This is a genomic window from Candidatus Poribacteria bacterium, from assembly GCA_028820845.1.
Lineage (GTDB): Bacteria > Poribacteria > WGA-4E > WGA-4E > WGA-3G > WGA-3G.
In genome coordinates this window covers 134,656-151,662 of record JAPPII010000022.1, presented here as the reverse complement: position 1 = coordinate 151,662, position 17,007 = coordinate 134,656, and the positions used below count along the sequence as shown (strand labels likewise).

At 50.2% G+C, this 17,007-nt stretch carries 16 protein-coding genes; 9 read left to right on the top strand and 7 right to left on the bottom strand.

The genetic code is table 11. The annotated features are described in order from the left end of the window. Nucleotides 1-239: 239 nt before the first annotated feature. On the top strand, nucleotides 240-590 hold the full coding sequence (locus OXN25_05980; protein ID MDE0424398.1) for a hypothetical protein: 351 nt from the start codon (nucleotides 240-242) through the stop codon (nucleotides 588-590). 95 nt (nucleotides 591-685) lie between these two features. Here OXN25_05980 and OXN25_05975 read toward each other — a convergent pair whose 3' ends face one another. The 4 genes from OXN25_05975 to OXN25_05960 all read right to left on the bottom strand — a co-directional run bounded on the left by OXN25_05975 (nucleotide 686) and on the right by OXN25_05960 (nucleotide 4,958). Further along, nucleotides 686-1,588, bottom strand: a complete 903-nt coding sequence (locus OXN25_05975; GenBank protein ID MDE0424397.1) for a phytanoyl-CoA dioxygenase family protein — start codon at nucleotides 1,586-1,588, stop codon at nucleotides 686-688. A gap of 12 nt (nucleotides 1,589-1,600) precedes the next feature. Beyond that, complete coding sequence (locus OXN25_05970) at nucleotides 1,601-2,809, bottom strand: Tm-1-like ATP-binding domain-containing protein (GenBank protein ID MDE0424396.1); 1,209 nt, start codon at nucleotides 2,807-2,809, stop codon at nucleotides 1,601-1,603. 318 nt (nucleotides 2,810-3,127) lie between these two features. Further along, nucleotides 3,128-3,943, bottom strand: coding sequence for an NAD(P)-dependent oxidoreductase (locus OXN25_05965; GenBank protein ID MDE0424395.1), 816 nt, complete (start codon nucleotides 3,941-3,943; stop codon nucleotides 3,128-3,130). 229 nt (nucleotides 3,944-4,172) lie between these two features. Beyond that, on the bottom strand, nucleotides 4,173-4,958 hold the full coding sequence (locus OXN25_05960) for a hypothetical protein (GenBank protein MDE0424394.1): 786 nt from the start codon (nucleotides 4,956-4,958) through the stop codon (nucleotides 4,173-4,175). Nucleotides 4,959-5,227: 269 nt separating this feature from the next. On the opposite strand from OXN25_05960, the gene gspG reads away from it, so the two are divergent. From gspG to OXN25_05940, 4 genes are all read left to right on the top strand, one after another. Beyond that, nucleotides 5,228-5,680, top strand: coding sequence for a type II secretion system major pseudopilin GspG (gspG, locus tag OXN25_05955; protein ID MDE0424393.1), 453 nt, complete (start codon nucleotides 5,228-5,230; stop codon nucleotides 5,678-5,680). Nucleotides 5,681-5,724: 44 nt separating this feature from the next. Further along, nucleotides 5,725-6,729, top strand: a complete 1,005-nt coding sequence (locus OXN25_05950; protein MDE0424392.1) for a hypothetical protein — start codon at nucleotides 5,725-5,727, stop codon at nucleotides 6,727-6,729. Nucleotides 6,730-6,750: 21 nt separating this feature from the next. Beyond that, nucleotides 6,751-6,903 (top strand): hypothetical protein, encoded by a 153-nt coding sequence (locus OXN25_05945; protein MDE0424391.1) that lies wholly within the window; start codon nucleotides 6,751-6,753, stop codon nucleotides 6,901-6,903. A 167-nt stretch (nucleotides 6,904-7,070) separates the two neighbouring features. After that, complete coding sequence (locus OXN25_05940) at nucleotides 7,071-8,489, top strand: aldehyde dehydrogenase family protein (protein MDE0424390.1); 1,419 nt, start codon at nucleotides 7,071-7,073, stop codon at nucleotides 8,487-8,489. A gap of 43 nt (nucleotides 8,490-8,532) precedes the next feature. Here the strand turns inward: OXN25_05940 and OXN25_05935 are convergent, their stop codons facing one another. Further along, nucleotides 8,533-9,138, bottom strand: a complete 606-nt coding sequence (locus OXN25_05935) for a hypothetical protein (protein MDE0424389.1) — start codon at nucleotides 9,136-9,138, stop codon at nucleotides 8,533-8,535. A 132-nt stretch (nucleotides 9,139-9,270) separates the two neighbouring features. Then, on the bottom strand, nucleotides 9,271-11,343 hold the full coding sequence (fusA, locus tag OXN25_05930) for an elongation factor G (protein MDE0424388.1): 2,073 nt from the start codon (nucleotides 11,341-11,343) through the stop codon (nucleotides 9,271-9,273). A 273-nt stretch (nucleotides 11,344-11,616) separates the two neighbouring features. On the opposite strand from fusA, the gene OXN25_05925 reads away from it, so the two are divergent. The 4 genes from OXN25_05925 to OXN25_05910 all read left to right on the top strand — a co-directional run bounded on the left by OXN25_05925 (nucleotide 11,617) and on the right by OXN25_05910 (nucleotide 14,487). Further along, a complete protein-coding gene (locus tag OXN25_05925; GenBank protein ID MDE0424387.1) occupies nucleotides 11,617-11,988 on the top strand; it encodes a DUF423 domain-containing protein in 372 nt (123 codons plus the stop codon). Between the two features lie 147 nt (nucleotides 11,989-12,135). Continuing rightward, on the top strand, nucleotides 12,136-12,810 hold the full coding sequence (locus OXN25_05920; protein ID MDE0424386.1) for a DUF1080 domain-containing protein: 675 nt from the start codon (nucleotides 12,136-12,138) through the stop codon (nucleotides 12,808-12,810). Between the two features lie 53 nt (nucleotides 12,811-12,863). Further along, nucleotides 12,864-13,712, top strand: coding sequence for a hypothetical protein (locus tag OXN25_05915; GenBank protein MDE0424385.1), 849 nt, complete (start codon nucleotides 12,864-12,866; stop codon nucleotides 13,710-13,712). A gap of 7 nt (nucleotides 13,713-13,719) precedes the next feature. Then, a complete protein-coding gene (locus tag OXN25_05910) occupies nucleotides 13,720-14,487 on the top strand; it encodes a LamG domain-containing protein (protein MDE0424384.1) in 768 nt (255 codons plus the stop codon). 22 nt (nucleotides 14,488-14,509) lie between these two features. On the opposite strand, the gene pbpC is transcribed toward OXN25_05910, so the two are convergent. After that, a complete protein-coding gene (gene pbpC, locus OXN25_05905; GenBank protein MDE0424383.1) occupies nucleotides 14,510-16,993 on the bottom strand; it encodes a penicillin-binding protein 1C in 2,484 nt (827 codons plus the stop codon). Nucleotides 16,994-17,007: the final 14 nt, after the last annotated feature.

The following is a 17,007-nucleotide window of genomic DNA, read 5'->3' as shown; positions in this document are numbered from 1 at the left end:
CCTTTTGACGAGGCAGCATAACTTTACAATACAGTCCAAACTTTAGTAAGTTATAAGTTGTAAGTTACGTGGGATTGATAATTGTGGAGGGGTTGTGGGATGTTTGTCTGAATCGCGAAATGATACTGCCGAATGTGAAAAAACAACTTGCCAAGTGTTCTTGAATCTGCTATACTATTTATGGTAAAATTCACTCCACCGCGGTAGCGGAATAAAACAAACTGGCACTGGAATATCTTATGAAAACGATACTCGCGCTATCCATACTCTTCTCTGTGATTGCTGTACCTGCTTTGGGTGAGTTGACGGATGCCGACCTTGACAAGATACGCTTGGTTGTCAAAGAGGAAGTCAAAGCAGAGATCGCTATAATTGAGAAAAAAATAGACGGTTTAGACGCTCGGCTGCGGACAGTCGAAACGAGTATTGCAGAGCTGCGTGGACTCAGCCTCGCTTTTTCTAAAATAAAAGACTGGGGGGTAGCTATCTGTGCTATTGGTGCTTTGGTTGTATCAATCATTGCTTTACGGAAAAAGCAACCTACACTCTCACCGACATCACAAGACCCCCAAAAAGCAGCGTCTCAATGAAGTAAACGTGCGATAAATCGCACTACTACGAACCGATCTCCCGTTTGTAGTAGGGAAACCATTCATTGCCCGTCAATTTATATAACCCAAAACCCCTATTCCTCCAGCTCCAGTCGTTTCTTCTGCTCTTCAAGCATCTTCTGTTGACGCTTGAGACGCTCTGGTACGAGGCGTTCCCGTGGTGCTGTCGGCTTGAAATCGAGGCGGTCTTTCCCTAACCCGTGCAGGACTCCCAATTCCACGGGTGAGAAATCGTCTGGATCCTCACGGTTGAAATTCATCGGCGCCTTGAGGGCAACGGGTGGGTTGGTGATGAAACGGGCGCGACCGGAAGGGTTCTGTGAAGCGGCGTGCAAGATGAACGGATGTAGCAGCACAACATCTCCCGCTTCTCCCGTAATTTCTACAAAGTCTTTGCATTTGCCAATGAGCTGCCCGAAACCGCTCGGTAACAACCCTTCTGGGTGCTCATAGAGTCGTTGTGCGACATGCTGGACTGAATCACACGCCACAAACGTCCCACCGCTTTTTGGATAAATGTCCGACCAGACGACAATCGTCAGCAACCCTTGTTCTGGACTATCGAGAAAGTGTCGGAAGAAATCGCCATCTTTATGCCAACCCCCGACTTCTGGGGAAGGCGGTTGCCACGGTTGGTCTGCCCCTAATCCGAAGTTGATAATAAAGCCGTCACTCCATCCTGGCTTTGCGTCGCTCCAAAAATTGGTAATCCTGTCTTCGCCGCCGAGTAGATCACAGATGGCATCATAAGCCCTCGGTGCGACATCCTCAATTAGCACCCGATTCATGGAAGGTAGATGCACACGGGGTTGTTCCCATGTCGTCGGATCGTCGGGGTCATAACCGAGCCGCTTAAAAGCGAAGGCGCGCCACTCTTCCGCTAACTCGCGTGAGAAGCAGCCTTTCAGAATAACATGTCCTTTCTCAATGAAGTGACTAACGTCTGATTCTGTGAGTGTTCTATAGGTTTTCGGCATTATGTTTCCTCTTTATTGTATACTTGCCAACAACGTCTCTGCGAGCTGGGTTGCGAATTCATCGTCATTGATGTGCGCGTCCATCTCAATAACCGTAACATTGTCTCCGATGTGTGCCTTTAGGTTCTCAATCCACGCCGCCCGCGCTTCAGGGGAATCAAAGGGCTGCCCGGTTTGGTCAATCGCCGAGACACCGCGTGTTGGAATTATAACCGTCGTAGGCCCTTTTGCTTCACTGAGTTTACGCGCCATAATCCGTCCGAGTTCGGCAGTCTCTTCAGGCGTCGTCCGCATGAGTGTTACCGTCGGATTGTGCTGATAGAACAGCCGATCGCTGAATTGCTCTGGGACCGTATCCGGCGGACCGAAGTTCACCATATCCAATGCTCCCGGCGCGACGACTTGCGGCACTCCGGTTTCTCCCGCGGCTTCCAATCGGTCAGGCCCCGCACTGAGGACTCCGCCTACCAATTCATCGGCGAGCTCTGTCGTCGTTACGTCTAACACACCGGCGAGGAATCCGCCTTTCACAAGATCCTCCATCGCCTGTCCACCGGTACCGGTTGCGTGGAAAACAAGCACTTCATAGCCAGCGGCTTCAAGGACTTCGCGTGCCTTTGTAACACACGGGGTCGTCACGCCGAACATTGTCGCTGCGATGAGCGGTTTGTCCGCTGTTGCTGCGGGTGCCTCGGCGTTCACCATCCCGACAATCGCGCCAGCAGCGTTGGCGAGAATCTGCCGTGACAAACGGTTGATGCCCGCAATATCTACGACAGAGTACATCATACAAATATCTTTCGACTGCACATACGGACTCGTATCACCCGATGCCAAGGTTGAGACCATAATTTTCGGGACACCGACAGGCACCGCCTGCATCGCCGTCGTGCCGATGGTCGTCCCTGCGGAGCCGCCGAGCGAGATGATCCCATCAATTTCGCCTGCAGCGTGTCCCTCAGCAACAAGCGTGGCGGCACCTTGCGCCATCACAGCGACACTGTTCCCGCGGTCGCCTTCGTCTCGCAACGCTTGTAGCGATGAACCCCCTGCCTGTGCGACTTCATCTGCAGAAACGTCCGGGTTTAATTGCGGTTCGCCCAATATCCCTGTATTGATAACACACGTTGATACCCCGGCTGATTCTATCTGCGATTTAATGAATGCGAATTCTACACCTTTTGTATCCATTGTTCCAACAATGCAAACCGTTTTCGCCATCCCCGAATTCCTCCATTTGTTTTATGTGTATAGTTTCTTCTGTAGGAGCGAGCTCCGCTCGCGACATTTCGGTAACCTTTCGGGATGCCCCAACTTGTTGGGGACGCGAGTCACCTAAACACTCCCGAACAAGAATGTAATACATTGTCCCGCAAGTCCACACGCGACCTGCGCTATGGATTTCGTCTATTCCCAGACTAAATCCGGGCTTCCAGATGTTAGCAAAGCCACAAACTAACAGTTTGTGCTACAATTTTGGTCGTTAGTAATTCTTAGAGATCGCGAGCACAGCTCGCTCCTACCAAGAGGCATTCTTACCTACGCGTCGTAGTCGTGACTATCTTCTGCTCGATCCCGTGGGACAAACCCAACCTTTCGCTTTGCATTCGAGATGTCCACCCAACGTAAATCGTTGTTTGACATGCCGTAGAAAATCTCAAATCGCAAACTATCCTCAGCATTGATGCACCGCTCGAATATCTGGACAATATCGCGTTGGCTCACGTAGATGTCGGCACCCTGTGGGGGACGCGGACGATCCCGTTCAACTTGACCGATGCGGACACAGATACACGACATCCCATGACGATGGGAGTATGTTCGCGCCAAAGACTCCGTCCACACTTTCGTTGAAGCGTATAGCCCTCTCGGTTCTGCCGGTATATCCGGCGTAATCATCTCTACATCGTCGGGTATGTCGGCATGTCGGCGTTCCACCATTGCCTTGTACGGCTCTTGATCGCGATGCCCCTGTGAGACGGTAATACTGCTGGCGGCGACGATACGTCCAACACCGGCGACTTTGCACGCCTCAAAGACATTGTAAGTCCCAATGATGTTGTTATTTAGCAAACTCTCCCAACTCTCTCCGCTCGGATCTGCGGCAAGATGTGCGACAACGTCCATACCTTCAACGGCTTGTTGCACCTGATCAAAATCAGAAATATCGCACAGGCTGAATTTCTCATCAGGAATTTCAAGCGTCCATGCCCCCGGAACGCGCACAGACGGCTCGCGTTTGTAGTCGAGTGCGGACGCATCGTACTTCTCTGGCTGTTCCTCCAGCCGTTTGTATGTCATGTAACCAATCTGTCCCGTCGCACCTGTAACAAGCACCCGCTTGGGTGTAGCCATACGTTCACTTTCCTTCTCAAACACCCTCCGGTAGGTGCGGTTAGATGAAGTTTAAATAAATAATTCGGTAAGGTCCGGTGCGGTTACAAACCGCACCTACTGAGTTTGGGGAAAAGCGGTTACAAACCGCACCTACTGAGTTTGGGGAAAATTGGAATTACCGATTTAAATTCTTAATGTTCATGAAATCGCACTTACGCAAAGTGTAAAATTAATTCTAAAATCTACTCTAATTCCCAGTTTTCATTCGCCCCCAAACCGTCGCCAGCTTATTCTTCGGTTCGACAGGCAGTGGTACCGCTTGGGCGAAATCGTCGTCTGTCGGTATAAAATCGACCGTCGAGACCATCAACACATCGGAACACATGGTTTGGGCATTCAGTCCACCTTCACGGTGATAGATCGTCACCGTATTCTCGCCAGCATCGAGTCGCGTTTTCCAACCGTTTTGGAGACCGCCACCTGCCTGCCCTTGCAACGCCTGTGGTTGTGCGGAGTCCCCAGCCCATGTCCAGGGGTTGTTGTCATCCCACTTGTCGAGCCAAGTCGCATCCCCAAGTGTGTTGATGTGTCGATCGAACTTTCCGAGGTCAGGCGTTCCATTCACCTGAACAAAGAAGGAGTTGTGAGCCCGACCGCTTGGATTTCGATCCCAAGATACCCTTGACCAGACAAAGTAAGTGCCCCCTGAAGCAATACCGTCAATTGTATACTTCACAAAAAAGACATCCTCTGCTGGAGGCAGGTTATTTGGTGGGTTCGGTGAATTATGCACGAGGTATGCATCGCCAGAGGCACCCTTCAAGTCATCAACAAGGTGTCCCTTTTCATCATTGAGAAAGAATACGTCTTCATCTCGTTCCTCGAATTCCTCAACTTCCCACCAATACTGGACACCACCGTTGAGTTGGGAAACCATTAATTCTTCAACGGCTTCAGCCGAGGTCACAAATAGCGCAATAATGAATAGCACTCCTATGGCGTACATGATTCGCGTTAGGACATCATGTATCATGTTTTTGTTCCTCCTATGATATGCACAAACTAAAAGTTTGTGCTACAAAGAACACACAAACTAAAAGTTTATGCTACATTGTAGTGGACTATTATATGGTGTATTATACGGGATGTCAAGAGGTTTTTATTGCACATCTCTGGTGACTCCAGAAATAAAATTGACACAATTCAAGGGATGTGTTAGACTTAAAAAACGATTGTCAGCGTTACAAGCAGTTAGCTGATGGCTATCTTTTACGCGTGCATGCGCAGATTGTGGAGGAATGTGTGAAATCGATTGATTCTAAACAAGCAGGACTAACGTCCGTACAAATTCTGGTCGTCGTCGTCATCCTCGGAATTATTGCAGCCGTCCTTTTAGCACCTCGGCTGCTCGGACAAGCGGGACGCGCCCTACAAGCACAAGCTGCTGAGGAAATTGAAGTGCTTGGTATTGCCCTCGATAGGTACGCTAAAGATAACGGCGATTATCCATCAACCGAACAAGGTTTAAAGGCACTCTGGGAGAAACCCGAAGCGGCACCGAATCCTATAAACTGGTTGGGACCCTACATCCAAATCCCGATTACAGAAGACCCCTGGGGCAACGCTTATATCTATATCCGCCCGGGTAACCACGACCGATACGGATACGATCTTATCTCCTTCGGAAGTGATGGCGTTGAAGGTGGAACGGGTGAAGCGGAAGATGTTGTCAGTTGGATCCGGCGCGATGAGTAACTCTTAAAACATCGAAAACCCTATAAGAAGACGGGGGTGGACACATGAAGATTACGCAAATCGACGTTATCAAAGTGAAAGTCCCGTATCATGAAGGCATCAATGAATTGATGACCCGCCGAAATCTTTATCAGATTGACCACGTCTACAAGGTACACACCGACGCTGGACTCATCGGGATCGGCGATGGCGCGTTTCAATCAGATGCGGTTATTCAGGGATATATCGGTAGGGATCCGTTTGCGTTTATGAACGGCTGGGCACCGACCCCGCTCCAACAAGCATTTTACGACATCATGGGGAAGGCTCTTGGTGTACCGGTGCATCAACTGTTAGGCGAAAAAGTTCACGATAAAACAGCGTTCGGGTACTGGTCGATCGACATGACACCCGAAGCGTGGGCAGCAGAAGCCCAACACGCGTATGCGCTCGGTTACCGACTCCATAAAACCAAAGCCCGTCCCTGGTTTGAGGTGCTTGCGCAAGTCGCAGCGATTACGGCGGTTGTGCCAGATGATTACCGACTCCGCGTTGATGCAAACGACTCCTTTGAGACACCCGCACACACGCTTGAAGTCGCACGTCAACTCCAAGATTACAATATAGAGTCGTTTGAGACCCCAATTCCGCAGGCAGACATCGCTGGCTACCAAGAAATCAAGCGAAACACCGATATACCGATAACAATCCACTTCGGTAATCCAGACCCGATTGCAGCGATACGGGCAAAAATGAACGATTCGTTTATTATCGCTTATCCCGACTCGCGCGCTGCGAACGCCATACGGGAAGCAACTATTTCAGAGGCTGCACACCTCCCGGTTTGGATACAGATCGTCGGACTCGGGATCACGACCTGCTACGTCACGCATCTCGCTGCAGTCATGTCAAACGCAACCATGCCAGCGATTACGCTGAACGCCTTACGGGCTTTTGATCTTGTCACGCCTTCGACGATTCCGCTTGTTGACGGATACGCAACCGTCCCAGATAAACCCGGATTAGGCGTTGAATTAGACGAGGATGCGCTTGATAATTGTCGCGTTTAAGGAGCATAAAACAACACGAAAGTGTTTATTACTTGCGGCGTTCAGGTCTTCACAGAAGCCCTCTCTGAAGATGAACTCAACGCCGTTATGGACGATGGATTAGCCGGTTATGCCGCTGTTGATGCAGCGGGTAAATTGGCGACAACTTGGGCTTTGCTGAAAGCCCAAAAATAAAACAGAACTTACGCAAAATTGCGTTGAAACATGTATCTTCGGACAATAAAGACACTTACCACCATAGGATCGGTGCGGTTAGAAACCGCACCTACCGGTGGAATGTGCAAGTTCTATAAAAATCAGGCACATCCGTGTGCCGCAGTGGAAATGGAGAAAAACGCATTATGCAAATGCACGTAGGTGGAGAATGGATTGACAAATCCGACAAAATTGACGTACTGAGTCCTTTCGACGGTTCGGTTGTTGACACCGTTCCGAGAGGGGACGCAGCCGATGTCGAAACCGCGATTCAGACGGCAGAACGTGGCGCGAAAGTCATGGCAGGCTTGACCGGCTATGAACGCTACGAAATCCTGCGGAAAGTCGCCGACTTGATGGTGGAAAAGGCGGGAGAACTCGCTGAGGTTATTACCCGCGAAGAAGGGAAAATCTTAGCAGAGGCGACGATTGAGGCGACTCGCGCTTCCGAAATTATCGCCCTTTCTGCCGAGGAATCAAAACGACTCACGGGTGAAACGATCCCGCTTGAAGGCGCGCCGGGCGTTAAAGATAAACTCGGTTTTACAGTACGCATGCCGTGTGGCGTGGTTGCGGGTATCAGCCCGTTTAACTTCCCGTTGCACCTTGTCTGCCACAAAGCCGGTCCCGCAATTGCTGGTGGAAACGCCATTATCATCAAACCCGCAACGGACACGCCGCTCTCAGCACTGAAACTCGTCGAACTCTTTTTAGAAGCCGGCACGCCGCCTGAGGCGATTCAGTGTGTGACGGGACCTGGTGGCGAAATCGGCGATACGCTCTGTGCAGACCCACGCGTCCGAAAGATTACCTTTACCGGCAGCCGTGATGTCGGCGAGCATATCTGTCGCGTCGCAGGATTGAAACGGGTTACGATGGAACTGGGTTCAAATTCACCGCTCATTGTCATGCCCGATGCCGACCCAGAAAAGGTTGCACGCGCTGCAGCGGCATCCGGTTACTCTAACGCCGGACAGGTCTGTATCTCAACGCAACGCGTCATCGCACACGAAAAAATCTATGGCGATTTCTTAGATGCGTTCCAAGCCGAAGTCTCGCAAATCAGCACTGGTGATCCGCTCGTAGAAGGGACACGTATGGGGCCGATGATTCGAGAGGGAGATGCTACCCGTGTCGCTGAATGGATTCAGGAAGCCGTTTCGGACGGTGCCGAACTCCTTACAGGTGGAGATAAGCAGGACCAGTTCGTTACACCTGCGATCCTCGCCAACGTGAAACCAGAGATGAAAATCTCTTGTGATGAAGTGTTCGGACCGGCTGTCGGTGTGACGCGAGTCAACGACATCAACGAGGCGATTGCGCTCGCCAACGATACGAATTACGGTCTGAGTGCCGCCATCTTCACGCAGAATGTCGATTGGGCGATGAAGTTCGTCCGTGAAGTCGAATCTGGCAATCTAATGGTGAACTGGGGTACGCAGTGGCGGGCGGATCTGATGCCTTATGGCGGTGTTAAAGAGAGCGGTATGGGTAAGGAAGGACCGAAGTATGCTATAGAAGAGATGACCGAATTGAAGATGGCAATCTTCCATTTGGACAGTTAGCAGGTTTTAACAACGGGCGGATGTTGTCATCCGCCCGTTGTCTTTATGCCTTTTGTGCCACCATGCTTGCAAGGACACCGAGAATTCTGTCGCACCGCTCAATTGTGTAGGCTGCCATATCAAGTTGAAGTTTCTTTCCCTCCAACTTAAGGAATACCCACTCTATGCCTGATGTGGTAGTACCATAGACGCAAGGAACCTCGTTCCCTTGTTCGGCATTGAAGCGTTGGGCGGCGACCATCTCTGCAACACACTGTCCGAGCCCTGCTGTCAAATTATCCCTTTTCGCTTCAACAAGGAGGATGATTGGGGATTCCAGATGAAATTGGGATGGCGACAGACTTACCACAAAATCACAAACCCCCGTCAAGCCACTTTCGGCATCAACATTAAAGTCAACCCCGGAAAAGAAACTGATACTGCGGTTGAAGTGCTCCCAGAGCTCAACGAGAACGGCAGAGACAATCAGTTCTGATTTTGCCTTCTCTGTGCCCATAGCGAAAGCTAACGGCACGTTCCGTTCCAGCGTTGTGATGAGATGCGCGCTCGGAGCCACCGGTTCTGCATCAGCAAAAATGCCGGCAGCGTTTATTTCTTCAAGGTCAAACGCTTTCTTTACGGTTTCTAAGGTCCAATTGCTATACGCCATCTAAGAAAACCTCCATCCGCGTCCACAACGGCAGAAAAAGGCGAGGTATTTTTGCGAATCAACACGGAATGTGCGTATAGCATTCCGTGGGGTGTATCCCCAGAAACCTCGCCAGCAATAGGTTGCTATAGCCTACTCTTCCGCTTCCGCCTTTGACTCGGCAATCACTTTCTGTGCGACATCGTCAGGTGCAACTTCGTAGTGTGAGAACTCCATCGTGAAGTTGCCGCGCGCGCTCGTCATCGACTTGAGATCAATCGAATAGCGGAGCATCTCCGAGAGCGGGACGTTCGCCTGAATTACCTGCTTTCTTCCGATCTGTTCGACACCCATCACCTGTCCGCGCCGTCCATTCAAGTCGCCAATAATACTCCCCATGAACTGCTCCGGCACAGTGATTGCGACGTTCATGATGGGTTCAAGCAACCCCGGATTTGCGTGTTCAGCAGCGGCAGCAAAAGCCATGGAACCCGCAATCTGGAACGCCATATCCGAAGAATCAACAGGATGATGCTTACCGTCATAAAGGTCAATCTGGATGTCAACGACGGGGTACCCCGCCAGTAAACCCCTGTCCATTCTCTCACGGATGCCCTTTTCGACAGCCGGTATATAGTTGCGTGGAATCGAGCCACCAACGATGTTGTTGACAAATTCAAAGCCCTCACCGCGTTGCAAGGGCGCGATATTAATCCAAACGTCGCCGAACTGCCCTCTTCCACCAGATTGGCGTTTGTGCCGTCCATTGATACTCTGGACGTTTCGACGAATTGTTTCCCGATACGGCACTTTCGGTGGGAAAACTGCCGTCTCTACACCAAATTTATCCTTCATGCGTTCACGATTAATGGTTAGGTGCAAGTCGCCGAGTCCGGAGACGAGGAGTTGCTTGGTAACATCGTTGCGTTCAATCCTGAACACCGGGTCTTCTTCGGACATGCGTGTGAGGGATGTCATAAGTTTTTCATCATCACCCTCACGGGTCGGGCGGATCGCGTAGGAGATGACGGAATTAGGGAACTCAACGCCTGCGAGTTGGATTTGTGCGTCTCTATCGCAGAGGGTGTCGCCGGTTTGGGTGGCAGCGAGTTTGGTAATCGCCCCGATATCGCCTGCTTCTACCTGTGGTGTACTAATCGCGTCCTTACCATTCATGAAGACCGTCTTCCCGAGTCTCTCAACCTGTCCACGCGTCGAATTGCTGACTTGCGTATCGCCTTGCAAGATCCCCGAATAAACGCGGAAAAAACTGAGTTGCCCCGCAAACGGGTCGGCAATCGACTTAAAAACGACAGCAGACATCGGTGCCTCTGACGACGGGTCGCGCGTCTCTTCTTCAGCCTCAACGCTTGCCACGGGACCGACATCAACAGGCGACGGGCATCCTGTCACAAGCACATCCATTAACTGCTGTACACCAACGTTGCTAAGCGCAGCACCGCAAAGCACGGGTGTAAACTGATTCTGGAGAATGCCGAGCTGTAGACCGTTTTGAATCTCTTCATCGGTCAATTCGCCTTCAAAAAACTTCTCAATGAGTTCATCATCACTTTCCGCGGCGACTTCAACGAGTGCTTCGCGTGTCTCTTCGGCTTCGGCTTCCAATTCTGCTGGAATCTCAGCTTTTGCGGCACGTTTGTTCCCATCGGGTTCGAGATATGCAGCCATCTGTATAACATCAACAACACCGGCGAACTGGTCCTCCTGACCGATCGGCAGTTGAATTGGAACCGCGCGCGTCTCTAAAATCTCTTCAACACTCGCGAGTGCGTCTTCAAAATTGGCGTTCTCTTTATCCATTTTATTGATAAAGACGAGGCGTGGCAGTTCATACTTGTCGGCAACTTCCCAGACCTTTTCCGTTCCACCTTCAACACCGGTAGTTGCATCAACAACGACGATAACAGCGTCGACAACTCGGAGCACACTATGGAGGTCCCCATAAAAATCTTCAGCACCGGGGGTATCAATCAGATTTAGTTTATGTCCTTCCCATTCTGCGATACAGACTGAACAGTTGAGGGTGGTTCTGCGTTCTATCTCGTCAGCGGCATAGTCAGCTACAGAATTTCCGCTATCAACAGCCCCCATGCGTTCAATAGCCCCCCCGTTGAAAAGCATCGCTTCAACGAGTGAGGTTTTGCCTGCTCCTGAATGCGCGATAATCGCAATGTTTCGGATCTCGTCTGTCCTGTATTGTTTCATACGTCCTAAATTTTCTCCTTTTACTATTAACCACACGGAATAGAGTGAGCTATGCCGTTTAAAATTAAATCTTATCACAGCGTGTCAAAAATGTCAAGAAAATATTTCTGTGAGGGGTGGGTTATGGGTTATGAGTTGTGGGTTGTAGGTTATAAGTCAAAGGTTTACCAAGGATTTGCAGGATTATAGGACTTTCATAGAAAATATCAGACACGATTCGCGCGATTTAAGTTATAATTGATGTCAATCATCAATTTCTGAAAGGAGACATCCATGTCAAATCTTTTCTTTGCGCTCGGTTCGGGTTTAGGTCTACTTGGGGTCGCTTTTGGTGCGTTTGGCGCGCACGGACTCCGGTCAATACTCAAGCCAGAGATGCTTGAGACGTTCGAGGTAGCGGTTCGGTATCAGATGTATCACAGCCTGGGGATGCTCGCTGCGGCGTGGGCAGTATCACAGTGGCAGAACCATCTCACGACTGCAGCGGGCTGGTGTTTTTTTGCTGGCATTCTCATTTTCTCTGGGAGTCTCTACATACTGAGCCTCACAGGCATTCGGTGGCTCGGTGCAATTACCCCAATCGGTGGGTTGGCATTTATCGTCGGATGGGGGTGCCTGACTGTTGCTGCGATTAGAGGGATGTGAGTAGGGAGTTGACAGATTACGCGTTTTCGCATAAACTGTAGCAAAGTTTAGATGTAGCGCAAACTGTTAGTTTGCGTGCAAATCCCACACACAAACTAACAGTTTGTGGTACAAATCCAATTCATTTTTGCCGAAGGAGAGAATCTCATGAAAATGCTAAGGACGTGGTACGTTTGTGCATGGATCTGTTTCGTTTTTATATTGGCGATACATCCAGCACTGGCAATTCGTTTTGAATTCGATAGCGACAAGGAAATCGCGGATTGGGAACTCGGACCGCAGGCGACTGCAGAAATAAAAGACGGCATGCTTGAACTCACTGTTGGCGGCGGACAGAATTCCGGTATCTACTTTGGTGAAGAGAGTTGGACCGATTACCGAATGGAAGTCGGGGCGCGGAAGCTCGTCGGCCCCTATTTTCATCTCTTTGTCCGAACAGAGGAACCCGCTGTAGATTTCTATTTTATGGAGATTAGTTACAACTCACATACAACCTCGGTTTTCATGTTCCAAGGCGGTGCTGCAAATGAAATCACCGGTGGTCCCCGCCCACAACGACCAGATTCAAAGGATACAAAAGGTGGCGATGCATACACCATAGTCTTTGAAGTGGAAGGCGAAACCCTTAGAACCTACATTGACGGGAAATTGATGGTTGAAACTCAAGATAAGACTTACGACAAAGGTCGTCCGGGTTTAGGGGGTAGGGATTCAACCGTTGCCTATGAATACGTTGAAATTAATGGCCCCGGTATCCCACCAACAGCAGTCGAACCTGTCGATAAATTGGCTATTACATGGGGCGCGTTGAAAAGTAGATAGATATAATAGGGCGGGCACTGTGCCCGTCTACAACATGTAGAGGAGGGAAACCGTTGAAGAAACTAATTATTCTTTGCCTAATAGTTCTGATTTCCAGTCAAGCGGAAGCCAATTACAATTTCGCGATCCACACTGACTCACATCCGTGGGCACGTGAAGATCCAAAAGGTGCTCAAGCGGAAATTGATACCGTAATTAAGCTTATTGATAATAAGGTAAACCTGACGGCTTTTGACCCGAAGGACATTAAGGGATTAGCGGATTGGGTCGCAGCGCACACGGCGGGTGGCGGCAATACGCTGATTCTGACAGGTATCACGCCATCAACGATTTATCCGACCGGCAACGCAAAACCCGACGGTTCGCTTCTCGAAGAGTTCCTTGATGCCGGTAACACGATTTTCAACACAGGCGAATACACGTTCTACACATCGGAAGGACCCGCAGAAACAAACGGACAGGTGGCATTAGGTCATGTCGTTGATGTCCCAGAGGCGCACGTGTGGATGGGTAGGGGTCCGGACGCTTGGCAAGCGAATCCCGTTGAAATGACCCCGACACAGGAAGGCAAAGACTTTATACCAAGTCTGAAGAAGTATAATACGTCTTATCCGTTCCACGTGGAGGATTTCGAGAAATCGCCGTGGGAGGTAGAGATCGCATTGGCTGAAAATACGAAGGACGATTTGCGGATCGATCCAGGCGTGCTATTCAACACAGACACTGGTGGTCGTTTGGGTATCTTTGTCCAAACCTATGTTGGCGATGTCCCGCATCCGGGTGTTTCGTGGGGTGCGATTATGGGCGAATTCATCCTTAACTACTACTTACCAGAAGCCTTGTCGGTTGAACCGATCGATAAATTAACAACAACGTGGGGAAAGTTGAAATCTCCCTATTAAGGAAAACATGATGAAATATTTAGCATATTTTTTCGCAGCTGTGCTGTTCTTACTGAGCTGCACGTTTGGGCACGCAGCCGACCCAGCGACAGATTTACTCGTCTATTTGCCTTTTGACGAAGGCGCAGGCAACAAGGCGGAAGATACGTCTCCAAATGGGTTCGTTGGGGACATAGAAAACGCCAAATGGGTAGAAGGTGTTGTTGGACAAGCACTCCATTTCAACAACGGGAGTGTTAACTTCGACCCGCTCAAAATTGATCAGCCGAAAGAGATGACGATTGAATTTTGGTTCAAACCCGACGAGGAGATTGAGGGTGGTAACCGTATCGATCTGCTATACCGGCTTCAAGGGGGTGGGAGACCTCACATTACCTTCAATCGCGGCGGTGTGTTATTCGGGTTCTACTTTGCGACGCAAGGTGTAGAATTAGAGGCACTCACGAATTATGATAAGTTTGAGCCGAAATGGTACTATTTTGTCGGGTCACAGAGCCGAAAAACGGCGTGGATGTATATTGACGGAGAACTTGATGCTGAAGCGGAAGCCGGTGGCGATGCCCGCATGGATTTCGGCACTCAAGGTATGTGCATCGCAGCGAACCAAGGGAACGGCAACTTCTTCAACGGTGTTATCGATGAATTTAAGATTTGGAGCGTAGCCCTCACTGCAGAGGAAGTCGAAAAAAATATGGCAACAGCCCTCGCCGTGAAAGCAGAGGACAAATTGACAACAACGTGGGGAAAACTGAAGTCCAACTCCGGTAGGTTTTAAGCGTTTTGTGTAGTAGGCACACCTACGGGATGGTCGAAATGTGAAGCGGGAGGCTTGCCGAGCGGCCTTCCGCATCCACACAGGTCAGTAGATGTTTTCCTTTGACAGGTGTAAGCCAATACTGCTGTCCTGCGTTCCCTTTGAAAATTAACTCACCATCCAAAAACCAGAACAGTTCTTGTGTCCTGTTAGAAGCGGAGGCGGAGAGTCGAATCTTTTGGTTCTCTAAGGGGACACCCGGTCGAATGTAATACACAGTGTCTTCTGTAGGTGATAAGATGACCGGTGCCGTCCCTGCGATTGCACCGTTGCACAACGGGTTATGCTCCGGTAAAACAGGCACAGCAAATCCATTTTCTGCCAACCACGTCGCTGCCGCCGCGGGCCACTCTTCAAAGATAACAGTCTTGTATCCATTTTGTGACTCCGTTTTGTCAAGGCTCCGACAGTGGGAGCAGAGACTGTAACCCGTCGCCTCATCAATAGAGACGCGTTTGTGAATCGTACAAGCTGCGACGGGTGAAACACCAGAGATATAGACATCGCTTTTACGGGTCGGGCAGTGTGGTGAAACAGGAGCACCACTGAGTGTGCAGACTTCCCGTGTTTTCAGTTGTTCCGGTTTCGCGAACCAGCGGTGTGTATCCTGCCCTGTCAGTGCCGTGAAGAGCGCGAACAAAATAGGCGTTGCTGCGTCTGCCCCGCTCATCATTGACGATCCTTTCCCATCAAAGTTCCCCAACCAAACCCCAATCGTTAATTCCGGTGAATAGCCGATACACCACGCATCTCGGTGTCCGTACGAGGTCCCGGTTTTCCACGCAATCTTTGGTAGATTCATCGTGCTTTCAAAAGCCTCAGGATTCTTAACGGTATTTGCCGGGAGTTGTAAAGTTGTGAGCATCTCAGTTATGATGAAACTCGTCTCTTGCCGAAGCAAACGTTTTGGGGGGTTATCGGCAAGATAACTGTGTTCGCGGTTTGAGAGTGTCAATTGGTACGGTGCGAATTCTCCCATATTTGCCAGCCCTGCGTAAAGCGTTGTGAGTTCAAGCAAGCTCACTTCGCATCCACCGAGAACCATAGAGAGCCCATACTTTTTCGCCGGTGCCAGCGTTGAGATTCCCGCCCGTTTGAGAAAAGTGTGCAATGTATCGTTTTTCAGACGTGCATTGAGATTAACAGCGGGGACATTCAGAGAACGGGCAAGTGTCTGACGTGCGGTAACATAACCGCTATATTTGCCGTCATAGTTCACCGGTTCATACCCATTATATGTGACAGGGACATCAAATAAAAGGGTCTCAGGTGTAATCAAGCCTTGCTCCATTGCGAGTGCATAGACGAAAGGTTTCAGTGCAGAGCCGGGAGAGCGGGGTGCAAGTGTTCCGTTTATCTGTCCTAACGCCTTACGGTCGAAAAAGTCGTGAGAACCTACCATTGCCAAAACCTGACGGCTCCGAGTGTCCATAACGACAATAGCCCCTGTGCTTGGTAAGCGGAGGTTGACGACACCTGCATAAGAAGCATCAAGGTATTCTCGAAGGATACGGAGTGCCGTCTCTTGAACTTTCACGTCTATTGTCGTGTATATCCTGCCCCCTGTCGTTGGTCCGGTGTGTAGTCCTTTTCCCTTTACGAGCATACGTGCGAGGTGTGGTGCCTTGAACGGGAGCGGATAGCGTTTTGTTGGAATCGGTTCTTGCAATGCCGCCCGCCACTGCTGTTCGGAAATCTGCTGATGTGCAAGGAGTCGGTTCAGCACTTTTTTTCGTGCCTCTCTTGCATTTTCTGGGAATCTGTCTGGACGCAGGCGTTCGGGAGAGTTGGGAATTGCGGCGAGGAGTGCTGCTTCACCAAGGCTCATCGCATGCTGCGGTTTATTGAAGTAAAGCCGCGAGGCTGCCGCTGTCCCGACGATATTTCCACCGTAGGGGAGCATATTGAAGTAATAGGTTAAAATCTCGGATTTGGAATAGGTGAGTTCAAGTTGGATGGCACGGAACATTTCCCACAATTTGTTTGGGACGTTCCGAGCCTTAGGCTCCATCAGCCGTGCGAGCTGCATCGTAATTGTTGATCCGCCGCGTACGACCTTGCCGGCTGTGAGGTTGTCATAAAAGGCAGTCGCAATGGATACCGGGTTAATGCCAAAGTGGTAGTAAAACCACCTATCCTCCGACGTTAGTATTGCTTGATGGAGAAAGTAGTTGTGGGTTCGCGGTTCGCTATTCGCGGTTCGCGGTTCGCGGTTCACCATTTTGGACTGACAGCTAAATCGCCACATCCCGTCAGGAGCCAAAAATGCGCGGAGCCATTCACCATTTCTATCCAAAACGATAGGAGATGAAGGTCGGTGGAGTTGTGCCTTAGGCAGCGGAAAACACCAATTGGCGATCATAAAGAGGGCGAGAATAGCGAATAGCGGATAGCAGATAGCGAACCGCGAACCGCGAACCGCGAACCGTAGATAGCGAATAGCGAACAACGGATAGCGAATAGCCATTCTAATGTTTCTCA